The organism is Pedobacter nyackensis (assembly GCF_032678475.1).
Lineage (GTDB): Bacteria > Bacteroidota > Bacteroidia > Sphingobacteriales > Sphingobacteriaceae > Pedobacter > Pedobacter nyackensis_A.
This window is the reverse complement of the sequence record NZ_JAVTSF010000006.1, coordinates 76706-99744: the sequence shown is the minus strand read 5'-3', so window position 1 is coordinate 99744 and position 23039 is coordinate 76706. Positions and strand designations below refer to the sequence as shown.

Sequence of the window (23039 nt, the reverse complement as noted above, 5' to 3'; positions counted from 1 at the left end):
ATGGTCAGTATTGATTCGTTGAGTTTAATAATATCTATTGTTTCATTCCTAAAAAAGAGTTGATTATTATGTGGTTTGTAGGTTTTTTGTAAAAAATCTGCGACATAAACTGTTAATTTGACGTTTAAAAAATGAAATGCTAATATTGTACATTGGATAGAGAAAATGCTACAGTAAATGCTTAGGTATTGATTGCATTTTTGAAGCCTAAATCAATAACCTAAATTTTATAAAATTAAACAGCAACCAACAGGCGAGATCAAGAGAAATCTTGCCGGATAAACTATCTGCGAAGACTTGTTGTCTTCAGATGAACTGATCTCAATTCCGCACTCACTTATTACAATACAAACAAAATAACCAAATTTTAAATCATTTGACGAGTAGAAGTATGAAACAAAAAAAGCTTTTTAAAAGCAAGTGGTTAAAGGAAGCTTACGCTCCTTTAGTCATGGCACTCTTTTTACCTGTATCAGGTATTGCAGTAGTACCAACTATTAAAAAGACGCAGAACAACGGGATTGTTTCTCCCCTGGTAAACATTACCGGAACAATTAAAGACAAAAGCGGTCAGCCTTTGCCGGGTGCCAGTGTCAAAATTAAAGGTACAACTACAGGTACATCAACTGATGCGAATGGAGTTTTCAGGTTAAACCTGCCAACAGGAACTGAAACATTGGTCATCACTATGATGGGCTACAAAACCCAGGAGATATCTGCAGCCGGAAAAGCAACCATTTCGGTTGTGCTGGAAGATGAAACCTCGGATCTGGACGAGGTAGTGGTGGTAGGATATGGTACCGTAAAAAAACGTGATCTGACTGGTGCAGTCGCTTCCGTAAAAGCTGATGATATTGTGCTTACGCCAACAGCTAATGCGATGAATGCTTTACAAGGAAAAGTTGCAGGAATGGACATAACAACACTTTCGGGGAAATCAGGTGAAAGTCCAAAAATCCGACTTAGAGGTAACCGCTCGGCTTTTGGCAGCAATGATCCTTTGTATATTATTGACGGTATTCCTGGGAGTTATGCTGAACTAAATCCGAATGATATAGAATCTATTGATGTATTGAAAGATGCATCTTCTGCAGCCATTTATGGTTCTGCAGGAGCGAATGGGGTGGTGATGATTACGACAAAAAAAGGAAAAGCGGGAAGTAGCAGCATCAGCTTTGATTCATTCTTCGGATATAATGGCTTTCCTAAATATCCTCACGGATTGATCGGGGACGACTACATCAAATTGAAACGCGAAGCTTACCGTGGTGAAAAAGGGAATTATCCTGAATTTAATAGTGAGATCTTTATTAATAATGCACAACAGCAGGCTGCCTATGAGGCAGGAAAATGGGTAGACTGGGTAGACCTTGCACTCAGAGATGGATTGCAGCAAAATTATAGTGTGTCGGTAAATGGAGCAACGGAAAAAACAGCTGCTTATCTGTCCCTAAACTACAATGATGAACAAGGTTTGATTAAAAATGACCAAAATAAAAAGTACGCGGTACGTGCGAATATAGATCATTCTTTATCTAAGTTTTTTAAGGTTGGAACAAATCTGCAATTAACCTATACGGACAATGATGCTGCTGCTCAGAATGTTTTTGGAAACAGCCTAACCTTTGCGCCTTTCGGCGATGCTTTTGATGCCAATGGAAATATCAATCATATTCCTGTAGAGAATGTGACAAATCCTTTGTCTGATCAAATTCCAAATCAATATGTAAATAATACATTAAATACTTATTTTGCGGGGAACGCTTACCTGGAAGTTAAACCTCTTAAAGGTTTGTCTTTCCGCTCGGTGATTGGAACTGTTCTGGGATCTTCAAGAACAGGAAGGTACTTTGGTACTCAATCTATCGCCAATCCTATAGCAGGCTACAAAGTTCCGGCTGCGGTAATTGATAACCAAAGAATTGTCAACTATCGTTGGGAAAATATCCTGAACTATGATTTTAACATCAATGATGATCATCGGTTTACCCTGACAGGTGTAACCTCTCTGGCTAAAAACCGGCTAGAATCTTCTTCAGCAGGTGGTTCTGGTTTCGATCTGGATTCTTACTCTTTTTATAATCTAGCTGCTGCGTCAGCACCAATTATCAGTTCTGCATTTATACAGGATCAGTCGACATCTTTTGTTGGAAGAATGAATTATAACTATAAAGGTAAATACTTGCTGTCATTATCTAACCGTTGGGACGGTGTATCACGTTTATCTGTAGGTCATAAATGGGATTCATTTCCTGCAGGTGCTCTTGCCTGGAGAATCAGTGATGAAGATTTCTTCAAAGACGTTAAAAGCGTATCCAGTTTAAAACTTCGTGTTGGATATGGTATAACAGGGAACTCGGGGGGGGTAGGTGCCTATGGCACACAGGCCGGAGGTTACAGCGCACCGCGTCCAGTTGGTTTTGGAGATGTTGCCGCTCCTGCATTTATCTTAAACCAATTGCTTGCTAACAGAGAATTAGGATGGGAGAAATCATACAACACTAATATAGGTTTGGATGCCGAGTTTTTTAAGGGGATTGTAAACCTGACTGTAGATTGGTACAATACTGATACAAAAGACATGTTGTATCAGCGCGACCTTCCGGCTTCTTTAGGTGGATCATGGGGCTCACCATTTAAAATCTGGCAAAATATTGGGGAAATGAACAACAGAGGTTTGGAGATACTGGTCAACACGCGTAACATTGAACGTGATGATTTTTCGTGGGGAACTACCTTTACTTTTGCAACTAATAAAGAGAAAATCACCTCGTTACCCGGAGGTAAAGATCTGATATCAGCTGGTTATTTTTACGGACAGCCACTAAAAACACACTACAACTATAAGTATCTGGGCATCTGGCAGGAAAATGAAGCTGCAGAGGCAGCAAAATACAATGCGGTGCCGGGTGATATTAAGTTACAAACAGATGGTACCTTCAACAGCGAAGGGAAACATCCGTATGGCGCCAATGATAGAGTGATATTAGGTTCAGAAGTACCAGATTGGACAGTCGGCCTGCAGAATAATTTTAAATACAAGAATTTTGACGCAAGCCTGATGTTGACCGCCAGATGGGGGCAAATGATTCAAAGTAACTTAATTACCCGTTACAATCCAATAAATGGGACAACTGCAAATAGTCCTGATGACATTGATTACTGGACACCTGAAAACCCGGGTGCTTATTTGCCAAGGCCAGGAATTCATAGCAGTACAGGAGGATATGTTGGATTTGATGCGTTAAGGTTCGTAGATGGCTCTTTCTTTAAAATCAGAAACATCACGTTAGGTTATACGCTACAAGAAGGAATAATGAAAAAGCTATCTATGAAAAAACTTCGTTTTTATGCTACAGCCAACAATCCATTCATCTTTACTAAAAGTGATTTGCTGAAATATCAGGATCCGGAATCTAACGGGTCAGATAATTTCCCTTTAACGAAACAATTTGTACTCGGATTAAACGTGACATTCTAATTTTTGAAAACATGAAAATAAAAAATATATACATAGCAATATTGGGACTGGGGCTGTTCACTAGTTCCTGCTCGTTGGAGGAAGTAAATCCTTCCGGGGTAACGGTCGACAAAATGGTGAACACGAAGTCGGGTTTTAACAAAGTGGTGGCCAGTTGTTATTTTGACTTATCAAGGTATTTCTATGGACGTAATTTAATCTTGGTAACCGAAGGGGGGACAGATATCTGGACTTCCGATTTCAATTCCAATAACAACCAGAATTATATGAAATATGCTTCTGGTGGGGTAATGAATATCGATATGGCTAAAGATTTCTGGAATGGTGCTTATGATGCCATTAATTATTGCAATATTGTAATCCTGAGGCAAGATCAGGTAACTGATTTTAGCAGCGAGCAGGAAAAAAATGCGTTGGTTGCAGAAGCTCATTTTTTAAGAGCACTGTATTACTTTCACCTGGTAGAACAATTTGGTGCTGTACCTTTAACGATTAAAGAAACAGAAACGCCTATTTTTGAATCTTTCCGTACCGCACCATTGGAAGTTTATGAAAAAGTAATCCTTCCGGATCTGCGCTTTGCAGCGGATAACTTGCCTTCTGGTGGTGTTGTGGCCGGTCGACCTACCAAAAAAGCAGCAATAGGGCTTTTAGCTAAAGCTTGTTTGCAAACCAAGGAATACGGAACAGATAAATATTTGGAAGAAGCAATCGTTGCGTCTAAAAAACTGATAGATGCACCAGCTACTTATAATGTTCGGTTGTATGATAATTTTGCTGATAACTTCAATGCTGCTAACAATAAAACTAACGCGGAGGCGCTTTATCAGTTAACCTATTCGCAGAACTATGGTTCTACCAATACACACGATCATAATAATGATTTTAAGCGGTTTTATGCTTCGCCAACTGCGTTTGGCGCTATTGTATCTGCAGGCTTTCAAACTGTAGTGGGGCGCTGGTCAGGTGGTAATTTCATGCCAAGCAAATACCTGATGGATGTATTTAAAAATCCTGATGGAAGTTTGGATCCAAGGTATGCGCTGTCATTTCAAACTACATGGACTGCCAATACAAATTACGCCTGGACGGCTGATGCTGTCAGACAATTTGATAGGGTAGGTGCGACGGTACCAGCTGGAACAGCAGTAGCCAACAATGATCTGGCAATTAAAATTGCACGTCCGGAGGAACCCACTTATGCTGCGGAACAGGCAACAAAATTAGCACAGAAATACATCTGGGTTGATTTTAAAGATTTGTATTCGGACGACCAAAAGGTTAAAATGAAGTATACAAGGGTAAACCAGGCCCCAGGAGAAGTAGATAATCCTTTTATCCGTTTTTATCCTTCATTAACCAAATTCAATTCAGGGTCATTAGTCAGCCCAAGAACGAACGGTTATACCAGCGATGCTTATGCTACTGTAATGCGTTTAGGAGAGGTTTATCTGATTGCAGCTGAAGCAGAATTCTACCTGCGTGGTGCAAACGGTACTGCTGCAGGTTATGTAAACGCATTAAGAACCAGAGTTGTAGGCCAGCAGGTGAGTGCCGGGGATATTTCCGTACAGTTTTTACTGGACGAGAGAGCGAGAGAGCTTTGTGGTGAATATACCAGGTGGTATGATCTGAAACGTACCGGAAAACTAAATAAGGCTTATCTGACACAAAAGAATCCGGATGTAGGTCAGTATTTTGTTGACGGAAGACATGGGGTAAGACCGATTCCTCAAGGACAGATCGATGCGATCAGTAATCCTGCTGGATTTCAAAATCCAGGTTATTAGGAAAAGACTCAATTCAATTTATAAAAATCCTTACCTGAATAAACAGGTAAGGATTTTTTATTACGCTTATACAAGCCCTTGGATAAAAATTCAGTGGCTTTCTGTTTTAAACCAAAATACTTTTGAATAATTTTTATGTTTACTAATTAGATGTTTTATTAAATATTTGGAAATTAATAGTGTTTATTTTGTATTTGTTAATTACGTTTAACTCAATTGTTGTTTGAGTACTGGAAATGAAATGTGTTGTAGGGTGTATGATGATAAATGATGTTTATCTAAATATTTTTTAGAAATTCTAAAGATTATTTAGAATTTTGATGTTTATTGTTTACCTTTATAAAATCTTAGTTGTGGTTGTAATTAGTTATAGTTCTTTAAGAGATTTCTTTAAAAAACACAGTGATGCTGAAGACGCTTTAAATAACTGGTACCGAATAGTTGAAAAAGCTGATTGGTCGGATTTCCATGAAATGAAACAGATGTTTAATTCAGTTGATTCTATTGGAAATGATCATTATATTTTTAATATCAGGGGTAATACTTATAGATTAATTGCACTGATATTTTTTAACACCAGGACAGTATATGTACGTTTTGTCGGAACGCATAGTGTATACAATAAGATAAAAGATTGTTCAGTAATATAATAATGGGTAATGATATGAACCCGGCCAAAAACACAAATAGATGAAACATATTAGCAAAGATTCAGAATATCAGGCTGTAATGTCAAAAATTGAAACCTTAATGACTAAGGGAAGTAAAAATGTAAGTAAAGAAGAACTTGATGAGCTTCGCGAACTTGCTTTAATGGCACAAACCTACGAAAAAAGCATTTATGTGGTCGAGCCCCCAAAAACGCTTGTCGGCATGATTGAAATGAAAATGTATGAGTTGCGTTTAAAACAGCATGAGCTTGCGAAGAAACTGCATGTAAGTAATGCCAAGCTTTCACTCATCATGAACGGTAAACAAAAGCCAGATGTAGAATTCTTAAAGGCAGTTTATAAAGAGCTGAACGTTGATGCTGATTTTCTCTTGCAGCACGCTTAAAATACCTGGATTTCAAACCCTGTAGAAACTGTGGTTTTTGTTCCTGTTTTGTAACATATGCGCGACATAAAACGTTATTTTGACGTATAAAAAGTGAATATGATAATATCGTATAATAGAATGGAAAAATGCTATAGTAAAAGCCATTTTATTGATTGCATTTTTGGGTTATTATACAATCTAACCAAGTAATTTTAACCTGAAATACCAAAAAAACCGAGTTCGCCATTACATAAATTGATTGGATTTTTTTATCTGAAAAATAATTGCGTACTTTTTGGTATATCTATTATTCGAGACTAATGAAAAAGAGATTTTTGCAATTCGTATTTTCCGCTGCACTTGTTGTTGCGACGCCCTCTGTTTTCGCTCAATATCCTAAAATACCAGAAGATGTAGCAAAGGCTTCGGGTGATATGATGAAGGAGGCTTACCGCCAATCGGATATAGCCTGGCAAAAAGCACTTCCGATCATTGAAAAAGAAGCCAAAGAAGGAAAGCCTTATATTCCATGGGCTGGCAGACCTGTCGATCTTCCCCAATCAGAACTTTTAGCTTTTCCAGGCGCAGAAGGCGGAGGTGCTTATAGTTTTGGAGGTCGTGGTGGCCGCGTAATTGTAGTGACCAATTTAAACGATAGCGGACCTGGTTCTTTGCGTGATGCTTGCGAGCAGGGAGGCGCAAGGGTTGTTGTATTTAACGTAGCTGGTATCATTCGCATAAAAACACCTTTAATTATTCGTGCACCATATATTACTATAGCAGGACAAACCGCGCCGGGTGATGGGGTATGTGTGGCTGGTGAATCGGTTTGGTTAAATACACATGATGTTGTTGTTCGTTTCATGCGTTTCAGAAGAGGCGAAACCTTCGTTGGTCGCAGAGATGATGCCATTGGCGGAAATCCGGTAGGAAACATCATGATTGATCACGTTTCTGCAAGTTGGGGATTAGACGAAAATATGTCTATGTACCGCCATATGTATAACGATAGTACAGGTAAAGCGGAAGTTAAACTGGCTACTGTAAATATTACCATTCAAAACTCAATTTTCTCTGAAGCCTTAGATACCTGGAACCATGCATTTGGAAGTACACTGGGCGGTGAAAACTGTAACTTCATGCGTAACCTGTGGGCAGATAATGGTGCACGTAACCCATCTATCGGATGGAATGGTATCTTCAATTTTGCCAATAACGTGATCTTTAACTGGAACAACCGTTCTACAGATGGTGGTGATTATACCGCTATGTATAACATCATCAACAACTATTATAAACCAGGACCGGTAACTTCATTGAAGGACCCTATCAGTTATAGAATATTAAAACCAGAATCAGGTCGTAGCAAATTACCTTATGTTGTATTTGGAAGGGCGTATGTGGAAGGAAACATCATTGAAGGTAATGAAAAAGTAACGAAAGACAACTGGGATGGCGGTGTACAGCTGGAAAATAAAAAAGGTGAACTGATGAGTTATGATCAGGCTAAATCTTATTTCGCAGCGATGCGTGTGAAAAAGCCGTTTCCAATGGCCCAGATGACCATTTTGCCAACGATGGAAGCACATAAATATGTATTGGCGAATGTTGGTGCAACTTTACCTAAACGCGATCCTGTAGATACACGTGTAATCGAGCAGGTAAGAACTGGAAAAATTGTGACCCCGGCAAACGTTAAGTTGTCTGATAAACCAGATTTTCAACATCGCAGGTTGCCAAAAGATTCTTATAAAATGGGTATCATAACAGATATCAGTCAGGTAGGTGGTTATCCGGAATACAAAGGTACGCCTTATAAAGATGCTGATGGTGATGGTATGCCGGATAGCTATGAGACTAAAAATGGCCTGAATCCTAATGATGCAACTGACGCCTCTAAGATTACCAAGAGTGGTTATTCGAATATCGAAGTTTATTTAAATAGTGTCGTTCCTGTAAAAATCGTTAAACCATAATAACATGAAAGTACTTTCATTGATCCTTGCTGTTGCTGCTGTTGGAATTGGAAATCAGGCACTGGCACAGTACCCCGTAATTCCTGCTGCTATGGAAACTAAGGCCGATTCTATTTTAGCAGCTGTTCAGCACAAATCAGATTTACAGTTTGAAAAAGTAAAACCTATTATTGACCGTGACGCAAAAAACGGTAAACCCTTTATTCCCTGGGCAGCTAAGCCTTCGGATTTGCCTCAGGCGAAATTGCTGGCTTTCCCCGGAGCTGAAGGCGGTGGCGCTTATTCGTTTGGTGGTCGTGGGGGCAGGGTATTCGTAGTAACAACAATCGCTGATGAAGGTCCTGGTTCCTTACGTGAAGCTTGTGAGCAGGGAGGAGCAAGAATTATTGTTTTTAATGTTGCCGGCATCATCCGTCTGAAAACACCATTGATTATTCGTGCACCATATATTACTATAGCCGGACAAACAGCGCCTGGCGATGGTGTATGTATTGCAGGGGAATCGGTATGGATCAATACACATGATGTAGTTATTCGTTATATGCGTTTCCGTCGTGGTGAAACCGATGTAACACGTAGAGACGACGCTATTGGTGGTAATGTGGTAGGTAATATTATTATTGACCATGTTTCTGCGAGCTGGGGACTTGACGAAAATATGTCTATTTACAGGCATGTTTATGATCCAAAAGATGGATCAGCTCCTCAAAAATTACCTACTGTAAATGTAACTATACAAAATTCTATATTTTCTGAAGCATTAGACACGTATAACCATGCTTTTGGTAGTACTCTTGGAGGACTAAATAGTACTTTTATGCGTAATCTTTGGGCAAACAATATCAGTCGCAGTCCTTCTGTAGGAATGTATGGTGATTTTGGTTTCGTCAACAATGTGGTATTTAACTGGTGGAACCGTAGTGCAGATGGGGGAGATAACAATTCCTTTTATAACTTCATTAACAACTATTATAAACCGGGGCCAATTACACCGTTGGATCAACCCATCGCTTACCGTATCTTAAAACCTGAAAGTGGAAGAGATAAACGGTTCTCACATTTGTTTGGTAAGGCCTACATCCATGGAAATATCATTGAAGGCAATGATAAAGTCACCAAAAACAATTGGGACGGTGGTGTTCAGGTGGAAGGTCCGGCAGATAAACAAAAGACATTGGATTCTATGCGCGTAAATAAACCTATGCCAATGGCTAAAGTTACAATCATGGATACCCGTAAGGCTTTTGACTACGCCGTAACCAACGCCGGAGCAAATCTGCCGGTACGTGATGCGGTAGACAAGAGAATAATTGAGCAGGTGAAAACGGGCAAAATTGTTAATGTTGACGGAGGGAAAACAAGCCTGGGTAAAGCTTATATCAAACGTCGTTTGCCTGAAGATTCTTATAAAAAAGGGATCATCTCAGACATCAGTCAGGTAGGTGGATATCCTGAATATAAAGGTACACCATACAAAGATTCGGATAATGATGGCATGCCGGACAGTTATGAAATTAAAAATGGTTTAAATCCTAACGACGCAAAGGATGCAGCTAAGATTAGTAAAAATGGCTATGCTAACATTGAAAATTACATCAATAGCGTAGTGCCTTTACTGGCAGTAAAACCTTAAATCGTACAATAGTTTTAATTCGTTAAAAAAATAAATCAGTCTTAACCAAATATGATACTGACAAATAAACATACTTCCATAAAGCAAAGCAGGGTAAGAACTTTACCTGCCTTGCTTTGTTTATTTTGGATCTGTTTTAATACAGGTAATGTATTTGCGCAAAAAGTTAAGGTTGAAGAGCCACCAAAGCCTATTTTTAAAGGTAAAGATGGAAAACTGAACTATACACCTGATGAAAAAGGTAACCGTATTCCCGATTTTTCCTATGTAGGTTATATGGCTGGTGAAAAAGCCATTCCTGATGCTTTGGTGAAGGTTGTAGTGCCTGTTAAAGAAGGCGATGCAACGTTAAGAATCCAGTCGGCCTTAAACTATGTGGCTTCTTTACCTGTTGGGAAGGATGGCTTAAGAGGGGCTGTTTTACTTGAAAAAGGAAATTATGAAATTGCAGGTGTACTGAAAATCAGTGCTTCCGGAGTGGTTTTACGTGGTAGCGGTATGGGAACTGATGGGACGGTTTTATATGCGACAGGATTGGATAGGTTAGGTGTGCTACGTATTTCTGGTAAGGATAACCGTGTGAAAGAAAAGCCGGTAACTATTACCGATAAATATGTACCGGTAAATGCGATGAAAGTTACGATCGCCAATGCTTCAGCATTTAAAAAAGGTGATCAGGTGATTGTGCAGCGTACATCCACAAAAAACTGGATTGATTTATTAGGTGCAGCTCATTTTGGTGGAGGCATTACCTCACTGGGATGGAAACCTGGTCAGCGTGATATCAACTGGGATAGAAAAGTTGTTGCCATAAATGGGAATGAATTAATATTAGATGCACCTTTAACGACCGCTTTGGATGCAGTTTATGGTGAATCTACGGTGTCAAAATATAGCTGGAATGGCAGGATTTCGAATTCTGGAACAGAAAATTTAAGATTTGTATCCGCTTATGACAAGCAGAACCCCAAAGATGAGTATCATCGTTGGACAGGTATTTCCCTGGAAAATGTTAAAGACGCCTGGGTAAGACAAGTGGTGTTTGAACATTTCGCTGGTTCGGTGGTAACCGTTCAGGAGACTGCAAACAGAATTACGGTAGAAGATTGTAAATCGCTGGCCCCTGTTTCTGAGATAGCTGGTGAACGTAGGTATTCCTTTTTAACTACAGGCGGACAAACCTTGTTTCAAAGGCTTTATTCGGAATACGGTTACCATGATTTTGCAACAGGATTTTGTGCTCCCGGTCCCAATGCTTTTGTGCAGTGCCAGGCTTATTTGCCTTTTAGCTTCAGTGGGGCTATTGACAGCTGGGCATCGGGTGTTTTATTTGATATTGTAAATGTAGACGGACAGGCGCTGAGCTTTATGAACCGTGGACAGGATGGACAGGGGGCAGGATGGGCTGCTGCCAATAGTGTTTTCTGGCAGTGTACTGCAGCAAGGGTGGATTGTTATCAGCCTCCTACTGCACAAAACTGGGCTTTTGGTACCTGGGCACAGTTTGCCGGTGATGGATATTGGGACATGTCGAACGAGCAGATTCAACCGCGTAGTTTATATTATGCACAATTGAAAGACAGGCTTGGTTCTCAGGTAGATACCCGCACTTTTGTGATGCCTGTAGAATCTGAAGCCTCAAGCAGTCCACCAGTGGATGTGGCACAGAAATTAACGAAATTAGCTGTTAATCCGGCTTTGCAGCTCACAGATTATATCGATCAGGCAGCGGAAAGGCAAAAAATACCAGTTGATGCACATGGAGCGAAATGCATTGACAAGATTGGCTTGGAGAAGGTTTCTGCAAAACCTCAGGTTGTAGCTATGACTGTTAACAATGGCTGGATTTTACGTGGAGATGTATTGGTATCTGGCAATAGGCAGGATGTACAATGGTGGAACGGAAGTGCAAGGCCTTATGGTTTAAAGACTACAAAGCCACACATTACCCGTTTTGTCCCCGGTCGCTCAGGTAAAGGTTTAACTGATGATCTGGATGCGACCACGGATTCTATGCAAAATGGATCAGTAAAAATTTTAGACCATAATTATGGTTTGTGGTATGATCGCAGACGTGACGACCATGAACGGATCAGGAGAATGGATGGAGAGGTATGGACACCTTTTTATGAACTGCCATTTGCCAGAAGTGGACAAGATAAGGCATGGGATGGTTTGAGTAAATATGACCTGACGAAATATAACCCATGGTATTGGAACAGGTTAAAGACTTTTGCTGATCTGGCAGACCAAAAAGGACTGGTTTTGATTCATCAGAACTATTTTCAACATAATATTATTGAAGCAGGTGCGCATTATGCTGATTTTCCATGGCGTACAGCAAATAACATAAACACTACAGGTTTTCCTGAACCTGTACCTTATGCCGGAGATAAACGCATTTTTATGGCCGAGCAGTTTTATGACATAAATAATCCGGCACGCAGAGCATTGCACCGTGCGTACATTCGTAAATGCCTTGATAATTTTGCAGCTAATTCCAGTGTAATACAGTCTATAAGTGCTGAGTATACAGGACCATTACATTTTGTAGAGTTTTGGATTGATACGATAAAGGAGTGGGAGAAGGAAACAGGCAAACATCCGATTATTAGTTTAAGTACAACTAAAGATGTACAGGATGCAATCCTGGAAGATAAAGACAGGGCAGGGGTAATTGATTTAATTGATATCCGCTACTGGCATTACCAGGCAGATGGAACGGCATATGCACCAGATGGCGGACAAAATCTTGCTCCCCGTCAGCATGCCCGTTTGTTAAAGCCTAAAAAGACTTCGTTCGATCAGGTATACCGTGCAGTTTCAGAATACCGTTTGAAGTATCCTGAAAAGGCAGTGATGTATTCGGGAGATAATTACGATGCTTTTGGATGGGCAATTTTTATGGGAGGTGGTTCGCTTTCGAACGCATTTAACAACACTGCTGCAAACGTACACTCAAATGTGCCTGGAGCAGCTGATAAAGCACTGTTTTCTGTTGCAGGGATGAAACCTTTTCAATTGGCGGGGAAGCCGGCCGGCCAGTACGCATTGGCGAACGCTGGTAATGCTTATGTCTTGTATAACAGCTCATCGACTGCAGTAAAGCTTGATTTAGTTCATTCAGCAGGTAATTATAATTTGAAACACATCGACCCACGTAGTGGTAAGATTGTTAAAGAAGAAAAAATTAAAGGTGGGGCAACCATCGAAATCAATAAACCCTCGTCAGGAGACGATATCGTTTTTATTAATAAAATTTAAAACATTATTGCCATGTATCAAAGGATAGTCTTATTTGCCATTATCTCATTAGCGCTGTTTGGTTGTGCATCAAACAAGAAACCCGATGCTTTAAAAAAGGGTTTAAAGGTTTCAGAAAACGGAAGGTATTTTACCGAAGATGGTAAACCGTTCTTCTGGTTAGGTGATACCGCCTGGCTATTGTTTAACAAAACTACCCGGGAGCAGGCTGATCAATTTTTGGAAGATCGCAGGGAAAAGGGGTTTAATGTGGTACAAGCTATGGTATTGCATACGGTGCCATCTGTTAATATCTATGGTGATTCATCATTAGTGAATGGAGATATTTCCCAGCCAGCGGTTACACCGGGTAGCGACTTTGCTGATTCTACACAATATGATTTTTGGGACCACATTGATTACATCGTTGATAAGGCTAAAGAAAAAGGTATTTACATGGCACTGGTTCCAGTTTGGGGTACCAATGTGAAGCAGAAAAAAGTAACGCCTGCACAGGCAAAGATCTATACCGAGTTTTTAACAAACAGGTATAAAGGAAAGAGCAATATCATTTGGTTGAATGGTGGCGATATTAAAGGATCAGAAGTTAAGGAAGTGTGGGAGGTAATAGGTAATACTTTAAGGGCAACTGATCCTAATCATCTGATCACTTTTCATCCAAGAGGCAGAACTGCATCGTCTGATTGGTTTCATGACGCTAAGTGGTTAGATTTTAATATGGTACAGTCCGGTCACCGTCGTTATGATCAGGATACTTCGTCAAATGAGCAAAAGCATTATGGTGAAGATAACTGGAAGTACATTGAAAAAGATTACAGCCTGAAACCTGCTAAGCCAACGATTGACGGAGAACCTTCTTATGAAGGAATTCCACAAGGCTTACATAATCCTAAGGAGCCTAGATGGAATGATGCAGACGTAAGGAGATATGGCTACTGGTCGGTTTTTGCAGGTGCATTTGGCTATACTTATGGTGATAACTCTGTAATGCAGTTTTATACTTCAACAGACAAAAAAGCTGCTTATGGTGCAACTAAACCATGGCAGGAAGCTTTAAATGATCCTGGAGCAGGTCAAATGCAACATTTAAAAAATCTGATGTTGTCAAGAGTTCCAGCTGATGAGGCTGCTGCTTCAACACAGGTAAACAATGGTTACTTTGATAGAGTTCCTGATCAGTCTATAATTGTCGGCGCGGCAGGTGGTGACGGAGAAAAGTATAACAGGCTACTGGCTACCAGAGGAAAGGATTACATTTTCGTATATACGTACAATGGCAGGAACATCCCTTTAAAAATGGGTGTAATTGAAGGCGGTCAGGTTAAAGCTTCATGGTTTAGTCCACGTGATGGAAAAACGACCGCTATTGGCAATGTAGATAATAAAGGTACGCATGAATTTGATGCCCCGGGAGATGTAAAAGACGGCAACGATTGGGTGTTGGTTATAGATAAATTATAATGATGAACAACATTAAACACATGTGCCGTTCGTTTTTGCTGCTTGCATTGGTGGTTGGCTTTAGTGCTTGTTCCAAAAAAGCCTATTTGTTCACCTCTTTTCATGAACCTGCAAATGAAGGTTTACGAATGTTGTATAGCTACGATGGCTATAAATGGAACGATCTCAATAAGATTTTGCTGAAACCAGAGATTGGTAAGGAGAAGATTATGCGTGACCCTTCGATGATACAGGGGCCTGATGGTGTTTTTCATCTGGTATGGACCTGTGGATGGAAAGGTGAAAGAGGTTTCGGTTATGCAAGTTCTAAAGATTTACGGAACTGGTCAGCACAGCAATTCATTCCGGTATTGCAAAATGAGCCGACTACTGTAAATGTATGGGCACCAGAGTTGTTTTATGATGATGTGAAAAAAGAGTATGTCATTATATGGGCTTCTACTATTCCGTATCGTTTTGAAAAGGGGATAGAAGAAGAAAAAAACAACCACAGGATGTACTCGGTAACTACTAAGGATTTCAAGACTTTTTCGGAAACGAAACTGTTTCTTGATCCTGGATTTAGTGTAATCGATGCCGTAATTGTAAAAAGAGCTGCGGAAGATTATGTGTTGGTATTGAAAGACAATACCCGTCCGAACAGGAATTTGAAAGTAGCTTTTAGCGGAGCGGCACTAGGCCCTTATACGGGCGTATCAGCGCCTTTTAGCGGATTGCTAACAGAAGGCCCGTCGGTTGTTAAAATTGGTAAAAACTGGCTGATCTACTATGATGCTTACGGAGAGAAAAAGTATGCAGCAATAAAAACAAGTGATTTTAAACATTTTGAAGATGTTTCTGCCCAAACAGTAATTCCGGCAGGACATAAACACGGTACAATAGTACCCGTAAACAGGCAAGTGATAGAAAGGTTGATAAAGTAATGAAGAAATACAATAAAATTTGGTTAGCCTCCGCGCTGCTCATCACCGTACAGGCAGTACAAGGACAAGATACATTGCGGTATACCGGCACAACAATCGTTAATGCCGATTACCATCATGGTCAGCTTGCACCTGCCGTAGGGGTACACAATATTCAGACATTGAGAGCAAACCGGGAACATCCTGAATTGTCGGATGGCTTGGATTGGACTTATAACCATGCGTCGATGTTGGCGTACTGGAACAATACCTTTTATCTGGAATACCTCAGTGATCCGGTGGGAGAACATATTCCGCCAAGCAGAACCTTACTGCAAACTTCAAAAGATGGGTACAACTGGTCTAAGCCAGATATCATTTTTCCGCCATACAAAATTCCAGATGGCTGGAAAAAAGAAGGTGTTGAGGGCGTAGCTAAAGATTTATATGCGATCATGCACCAGCGGGTAGGATTTTATGTAGCGAAATCTGATCGGTTTTTTGCATTAGCATATTACGGTATAGCAATGGACAAAAAAGACGATCCCAATGACGGAAAAGGGATTGGAAGGGTAATCAGAGAGATAAAAAAGGACGGGACATATGGACCAATTTATTTACTGAGACCAAATTCAACCTGGGATATGAAGCATACGCTTTATCCAATGTACACCAAAAGTAAGGATAAGGGGTTTGTAACTGCATGTAATGAAATTTTAGCCAGTCCGCTGATGATGCAGCAAATGGTGGAAGAAGCGGATAGAAATGATCCTTTAATACCATTAAACAGACCGGTAAAGGCATTTAGTTATTATCACTTGGCTAATGGAAAGGTAGTAGGTTTGTGGAAGCATGCCCTGACTTCTGTGAGTAACGATGGTGGCAAAACCTGGCAGTACGATCCTTTAAGGGCGCCGGGAGTAGTGAACAGTAATGCCAAGATATGGGGGCAAAGTACATCTGATGGTCGTTATTCGATCGTTTATAATCCTTCAGAGTTCCGCTGGCCTTTGGCAGTTTCAACAAGTGATGATGGTTTGAATTATAAAGATCTGTTACTGGTTAATGGTGAAATATCGCAGATGCGTTATGGAGGTAATTATAAATCGTACGGTCCGCAATATATACGTGGCATTCCGGAGACCGATGGTAAGCCTGCAGATGGAAATATGTGGTTAAGCTATAGCATGAACAAGGAAGATATGTGGATAGCTAAAGTTCCTGTTCCGGTAGTTTCAACTGTACCTGGGCCGGTGAATGATGTGTTTAACACCCTTGCAGATGGTCAGGAATTGAAATACTGGAATATTTTTAGTCCGCTTTGGGCATCTGTTAAGATCGAAAAAACAACTGATGGTACAAAAGCATTGACTTTAAGGGATAAGGACCCATATGATTATGCAAAAGCAGAAAGGGTAATGCCTGCTGGTAGAAAAGTAAATGTAGAATTTACCGTAACCCCTGCACAAAATAACACAGGTACTTTGCATATAGAGTTTCAGGATGCAAAGGGAATAGCAGGAGCACGACTAATATTTGATGCTGATGGGGAATTAACGGCTAAAGTTGGTTACCGCAATTCAGGGATAACAAAATATGAAGCCGGCAAAACCTATAATATTCGGGTGGAGCTGGATATGGATAAGCGCATGTATAATGTGATTGTAAATGGAGAGAACAAGGGGGCACGCCTGATGTTTGCTCCTGTTTCATCTTTTGAAAGGGTAACGTTCAGGACTGGTGATATACGCCGTTTCCCAGATGTGGATACGCCTACTGATCAGAGTTTTGATTTGAAAGACGCAGGAACGCCGGTTAAAGAAGCGGTATACTACATTAAATCATTAAAAACGGAAGTAATTAAGAACCCATAATCTACTTGTAAAACAATTTAAACCAATATTATAAGATCCTTTATTCATGAAGCTTACACCAATCCTTTCCTTTATTTTGCTGATGCTTTTCAGCTCCGTGCATGCCCAGCAGTCGGAGCAACTCTATTTGTCGGGTACCGGAAACGACCATACTGTAAAATGGGATTTTTTCAGTACCGGGGGAATGAATTCAGGCAAATGGACAAGTATAGCGGTGCCGTCAAACTGGGAATTGCAGGGCTTTGGGAAATACGATTATGGCTTTGCAAAAGATAGCGTAAGAGGAAAGGAACAAGGATTATATAAGTATAAATTTAAAGTTCCTGATTCCTGGAAAGGTAAAAAGATCAATATTGTATTTGAAGGATCGATGACGGATACTGAAGTTAAGATCAACGGAAAATCAGCCGGCCCAATCCATCAGGGGGCATTTTACGTGTTCCGTTATGACGTTACTTCTCTATTAAAATATGGTGCTGACAACCTGCTCGAAGCAAAAGTGTCGAAACATTCTGCCAATAAATCAGTGAACGAAGCGGAGCGTAAAGCCGATTTCTGGATATTCGGTGGTATTTTCAGGCCAGTGTACCTGGAAGCTTTACCTGTACAACATATTGAACGGGTGGCTATTGACGCAAAAGCAGACGGACAATTTAAAGCGGAAGCTTATATAGTGGGTAATGCGGATAAGCTGATCGTGCAGCTTTATGACGCTGATGGTAAAAAATATGGTGCCCAATTAAGTTCCGGAATCAAGAAAGGTGCAGCAGCAGTAAGTCTTTCGGGATCATTCAGTGCGCCACAATTATGGTCTTCTGAATTTCCGAACCTGTATACAGCAACTTTCGCTTTGTATCATAAAAACAAGGTTGTTCATACCTTATCTAAAAAGATTGGTTTTAGGACCATTGTGGTAAAGCCTAGAGATGGGGTCTTTGTAAACGGGGTTAAAATTAAGTTTAAAGGGGTAAACAGGCATTCGTTCCGGCCTGCATATGGAAGAACACTGAGTAAAACAAACAGCATTGAAGATGTTGAACTGATGAAGGAAATGAATATGAATGCGGTACGTATGTCGCATTATCCACCTGATGGACATTTTCTGGACGTTTGTGATTCCCTGGGTTTATATGTAATGGATGAGTTGGCCGGCTGGCATGGACACTATGATACTCCAACAGGAACTAAGTTGGTTAAGGAGATGATGAGACATGATGTCAATCATCCTTCCATTATCTTTTGGGCTAATGGAAATGAAGGTGGGCATAACTATGAACTAGATCCGTTGTTTGCAGCGGAAGATATTCAAAAACGTCCTGTTATTCATCCCTGGGAAGATTTTAATGGTTTTGATACACAGCATTATCGTGAGTATAACTATGGTATAGGTAATTACAGACATGGGCATAGCATTGTGATGCCTACCGAGTTTTTACATGGTATGTTTGATGGCGGGCATGGTGCTGGTCTGGAAGACTACTGGAATGATATGCTGCTAAATCCGCTTTCTGCAGGAGGTTTCCTTTGGGATTTTGCGGATCAGGGTGTAGTACGTACCGATAAAAATAATAGCATTGACGCCGATGGGAGTCGTGGTGCTGATGGTATTGTTGGTCCTTACCACGAAAAAGAAGGTAGCTATTTTGCCATTAAGGAAATCTGGAGCCCCGTGTTTTTTGAGCATCGGGAAATGACTGCAGGATTTGACGGAGTATTTAATATTGAGAACCGCTATCATTTTGCGAATACAAATACCTGCAGGTTTGACTGGCGCTTGCTGAACCTTAAAACTAAAGAAGAGATTAAAGGAAAAGCTGTGGCGCCAGCTATTAAACCGCTTGAAAAGGGACAGTTAACAATTGGACTTCCGGCAAACTGGGCAGCTTTTGATGTATTGTACATTACAGTTACAGATATTCATGGAAAAGAATTGTATACCTGGAGCTTCCCGATTACGCTTCCAAAAAAAGAAGCCCTGACAATGGTTAAAAAAGAAGGTGGATCTCCGGTAACCATTCAGGAAAAAGATTCATTACTTACCACCACAGCCAATGGTATATCCTTAAGTTTTAGCAAGAAAACAGGGATACTGCGTGAGGTAAGGAATGCAAAAGGTTTAATTCCTTTTGGTAATGGGCCTGTAATTCAGGAAGGCGCGACAAATTTTAGAAACATCAGCCACCGTATGGATGGTGCTAATTTGATTATTGAGTCGTCATTTGATAGAAAGGAAGCTTACAATACATTGCAATGGACAGTTTATCCATCCGGTATGTTAAAACTGAATGTGAAATACTTCCCGGCAGAGTACCTGACAAATTTTATTGGCCTGAATTTCTCTTTTCCGGAAGATCAGATGAAGGGTGTAGAATATATGGGAAGGGGGCCGCACCGGGTTTGGAAAAACCGCTTAAAAGGAAACCAGTTTGGAATTTGGCAAAAGGAATATAACAACACGGAAACCGGGGAAGCCTGGGTGTATCCGGAGTTTAAAGGCTATCATTCAAATATGTACTGGTGCAAATTTATTACAAAAGATCAGCCTTTTACGGTGATCACAGAGAATGAAGATATCTTTTTAAGGTTGTTCAGTGCAGCCTTTAAGACCGATCAGTGGCACAATTATGAGCCGTTGTTCCCTTCGGGCGATATTTCGTTTATGCAGGGAATTCCGGGGATAGGTACTAAAACCCAGAGAGCAGACAGGAGTGGTCCGATGGCGATGAAGAATATTTTTTATGATTATGAGAAAGACCCTGCAAGGGCGTTGAATATGACCTTGTACTTCGACTTTTCAACAAATAAATAATGCTTAAATTGAATAGAATAAAGCTGGAATCGAATGAAGCTTAAATTAAATATGGCCTTTGGCGCGTTTACTGCGGTACTGACTTTGTGCTTTACTACGTTATTTGCACAGGTGTCCTTGCAGAACCCGCGTTGTGAGCTGTTGCAGGATCCACAGGGTATAGATGTGTTGAAACCGCAGTTAAGCTGGGAAATCAATTCAGTACAGCGTGATGTGAAGCAAATTGCTTACCATATTCTGGTCGCTTCATCGATAGATAAACTTACCGAGAAAGATGCCGATTTATGGAATTCTGGCGAGGTAAAGTCTGCCGAATCTATTTATAACCAATACACCGGACTGGCGTTGAAAAGTAAGCATAAGTATTACTGGAAGGTTAAGGTCCGGACAAATAAAGGTACAACAGATTGGAGCAGGGTGGCTTCATGGTCGATGGGGCTATTGAATTACAAGGATTGGGAAGGTCGCTGGATAGGTTTTGACCGTTTCTTCCCTTGGGATAATGAAACTGAAGGACGTTTGTCTGCCCGTTATTTCAGAAAGGAGTTTTCTACAGATAAGACAGTCGCATCAGCAACCGCCTATATTATGGGGATGGGGCTTTATGAGCTGTATATTGACGGTAAAAAAATTGGTGACCAGGTTTTGGCACCTGCACCTACCGATTATACAAAAAACATTAAATACAATACTTTAGATATTACCGAACAGCTAAAAAAAGGCAAACATGCTATTGGCGTTGTATTGGGGAATGGTCGTTTTTTTGCCATGCGCCAGGCCAAACCCTATAAGGTAAAAACATTTGGATTCCCTAAGTTATTGTTGCAGGTAGTCATCAGGTATACGGATGGCTCTACCGCATCAATAAAAACCGACAATACCTGGAAAGGTACTGCTGAAGGGCCAATTCTTGCTAATAATGAATATGATGGTGAGGTTTATGATGCCCGTAAAGAATTTAAAGGATGGAGTGCGCCAGGGTTTAATGAAGAAAAATGGCTAAACGCCCAATATGTCCAGGAACCGGGGGGCACCTATCAGGCGCAAATGAATGAAGGTATGAAAGTGATGAAAAACATCGCAGCAGTATCAATTATAAAGCGCCCGAATGGGAAATACATCATTGATTTCGGGCAAAACTTTGCGGGTTGGGTGAAATTTAATGTTAAAGGGACTAAAGGAACTACAGTTTCATTGCGGTTTGCGGAGTCATTGGAACCAAATGGCGATCTGTTCAGGACAAACCTGCGTGATGCTAAAGCAACCGATACTTATATCCTTAAGGGAGAAGGAATTGAAACCTGGGCACCTAGGTTTACTTATCAGGGCTTCCGCTATGCGGAATTGAGTGGTTATCCTGGTGTTCCTCTGAAAAGTGACTTTACAGGGTGTGTGGTGTATGATGATATGAAGACTGTAGGTACTTTCGAGTCTTCTAACAGTTTGCTTAACCAGATATTTAAAAATTCATGGTGGGGCATCGCATCTAATTACAAGGGGATGCCGGTTGATTGTCCACAGCGCAACGAGCGCCAGCCATGGTTGGGCGATAGAACAGTGGGAGCGCATGGAGAGAGCTTTTTGTTTGATAATACGGCTTTATATAAAAAATGGCTGGAAGATATTCGCTTCGCACAGAAAGAAGACGGCGCTATACCTGATGTAGCCCCGGCATTCTGGAGGTATTACAGTGACAATGTGACCTGGCCGGCAACTTTGCTTTTTGTGGCTGATATGCTGTATAAGCAAACCGGGGATATTTCCGTAATACACAAAAATTATCCTGCGGTAAAGAAATGGATGAGTTATATGAAGGATCGGTATATGAATGCTGAGGGGATTATGACTAAAGACAGCTATGGCGACTGGTGTGCACCGCCTGCTACAGCTGAAGATGGCAAGGGGGTAAATGCGGATCAAAAACATCCAAGTGCTTTAATCGCTACCGCGTATTATTATCAACTGGCAACAATGATGATTGATTACAGTCAGCTTACGGGGAACGGAGAAGATCAGGCTGGCTTTGTGGAACTGGCGTCCGGATTAAAAAAGAGCTTTAACAGTAAGTTTTATCATGCACAGGGATATTATGGTGACAATAAATTAACGGATAACCTGTTGCCTGTATATTTTGATCTGGTTGAGGAGCAGCATAAAGCACAGGTGGTAAAACAGATCTGTTACATCATAGAGGAAAAGAATAAGGGACATTTGAGTACCGGCGTGATGGGTACAAACTTCCTGATGCGCACCCTTACTAAAGTGGGAAGAAGTGATCTTGCTTATCGCATTGCTTCGCAGAAAACCTATCCTTCCTGGGGATACATGATTGAAAACGGGGCTACAGCAATATGGGAATTGTGGAATGGAAATACTGCCGCTCCTAAAATGAACTCACAGAACCATGTGATGATGCTGGGCGACTTGCTGATCTGGTATTATGAAAACCTTGCTGGTATTAAAGCCGCGGCACCAGGATTTAAAGAAATTGTAATGAAGCCGGAAATGATAAAAGGATTAGATGCCGTAAATGCGGAGTACAATTCTGTTCATGGCTTAATTAAAAGCAGCTGGACTAAGTCTGCAAAGGATTTTAAATGGAATGTTACTATTCCCGCCAATACAATTGCAAGGATTAGTATTCCAGCAAAATCTGCCGCTCAGGTAAAAGAGAACGGTCAGAAAGCTACTGATGTTAAAGGAATGAGATTTATACAAATGGAGGAGGATAGGGCTGTATTTGAATTGGGCTCAGGTAATTATTCGTTTGTAGTTGAATAGCGTTAGGGGTTCATAATTAAGAGTTTAAAT

General features: G+C 40.6%; 12 protein-coding genes. All 12 read left to right on the top strand.

The features are described 5' to 3' along the window. Positions 1–391: 391 nt before the first annotated feature. Positions 392–3481, top strand: coding sequence for a TonB-dependent receptor (locus tag R2Q84_RS18580; RefSeq protein ID WP_316818090.1), 3090 nt, complete (start codon positions 392–394; stop codon positions 3479–3481). Between the two features lie 11 nt (positions 3482–3492). Further along, positions 3493–5271 carry a RagB/SusD family nutrient uptake outer membrane protein gene (locus R2Q84_RS18575; RefSeq protein ID WP_316818089.1) on the top strand — a complete coding sequence of 593 codons (1779 nt, stop codon included), beginning with the start codon at positions 3493–3495 and terminating at the stop codon, positions 5269–5271. Positions 5272–5624: 353 nt separating this feature from the next. Further along, entirely contained in the window at positions 5625–5921 is a 297-nt protein-coding gene (locus R2Q84_RS18570) for a type II toxin-antitoxin system HigB family toxin (protein ID WP_316818088.1), read from the top strand. 40 nt (positions 5922–5961) lie between these two features. Continuing rightward, positions 5962–6327, top strand: a complete 366-nt coding sequence (locus R2Q84_RS18565; RefSeq protein WP_316818087.1) for a helix-turn-helix domain-containing protein — start codon at positions 5962–5964, stop codon at positions 6325–6327. A gap of 302 nt (positions 6328–6629) precedes the next feature. After that, positions 6630–8285 (top strand): polysaccharide lyase, encoded by a 1656-nt coding sequence (locus R2Q84_RS18560; RefSeq protein ID WP_316818086.1) that lies wholly within the window; start codon positions 6630–6632, stop codon positions 8283–8285. Positions 8286–8289: 4 nt separating this feature from the next. Beyond that, positions 8290–9918 (top strand): polysaccharide lyase, encoded by a 1629-nt coding sequence (locus R2Q84_RS18555; protein ID WP_316818085.1) that lies wholly within the window; start codon positions 8290–8292, stop codon positions 9916–9918. Positions 9919–9969: 51 nt separating this feature from the next. Further along, complete coding sequence (locus R2Q84_RS18550; RefSeq protein WP_316818084.1) at positions 9970–13182, top strand: DUF6298 domain-containing protein; 3213 nt, start codon at positions 9970–9972, stop codon at positions 13180–13182. A 12-nt stretch (positions 13183–13194) separates the two neighbouring features. Next, positions 13195–14643, top strand: coding sequence for a glycoside hydrolase family 140 protein (locus R2Q84_RS18545; protein ID WP_316818083.1), 1449 nt, complete (start codon positions 13195–13197; stop codon positions 14641–14643). Next, positions 14643–15566: a glycoside hydrolase family 43 protein gene (locus tag R2Q84_RS18540; protein WP_316818082.1), complete on the top strand. Its 924-nt coding sequence runs from the start codon at positions 14643–14645 to the stop codon at positions 15564–15566. The genes R2Q84_RS18545 and R2Q84_RS18540 overlap by 1 nt, the downstream gene beginning before the upstream one ends. Then, the gene (locus R2Q84_RS18535; RefSeq protein WP_316818081.1) at positions 15566–17419 is read left to right on the top strand and encodes an exo-alpha-sialidase; all 1854 of its coding nucleotides are present in this window, start codon (positions 15566–15568) and stop codon (positions 17417–17419) included. Before R2Q84_RS18540 ends, R2Q84_RS18535 begins: the two co-directional genes overlap by 1 nt. Positions 17420–17465: 46 nt before the next feature. Beyond that, positions 17466–20228 (top strand): glycoside hydrolase family 2 TIM barrel-domain containing protein, encoded by a 2763-nt coding sequence (locus R2Q84_RS18530; RefSeq protein ID WP_316818080.1) that lies wholly within the window; start codon positions 17466–17468, stop codon positions 20226–20228. Positions 20229–20261: 33 nt separating this feature from the next. Next, positions 20262–23009: an alpha-L-rhamnosidase gene (locus R2Q84_RS18525; RefSeq protein WP_316818079.1), complete on the top strand. Its 2748-nt coding sequence runs from the start codon at positions 20262–20264 to the stop codon at positions 23007–23009. Positions 23010–23039: the final 30 nt, after the last annotated feature.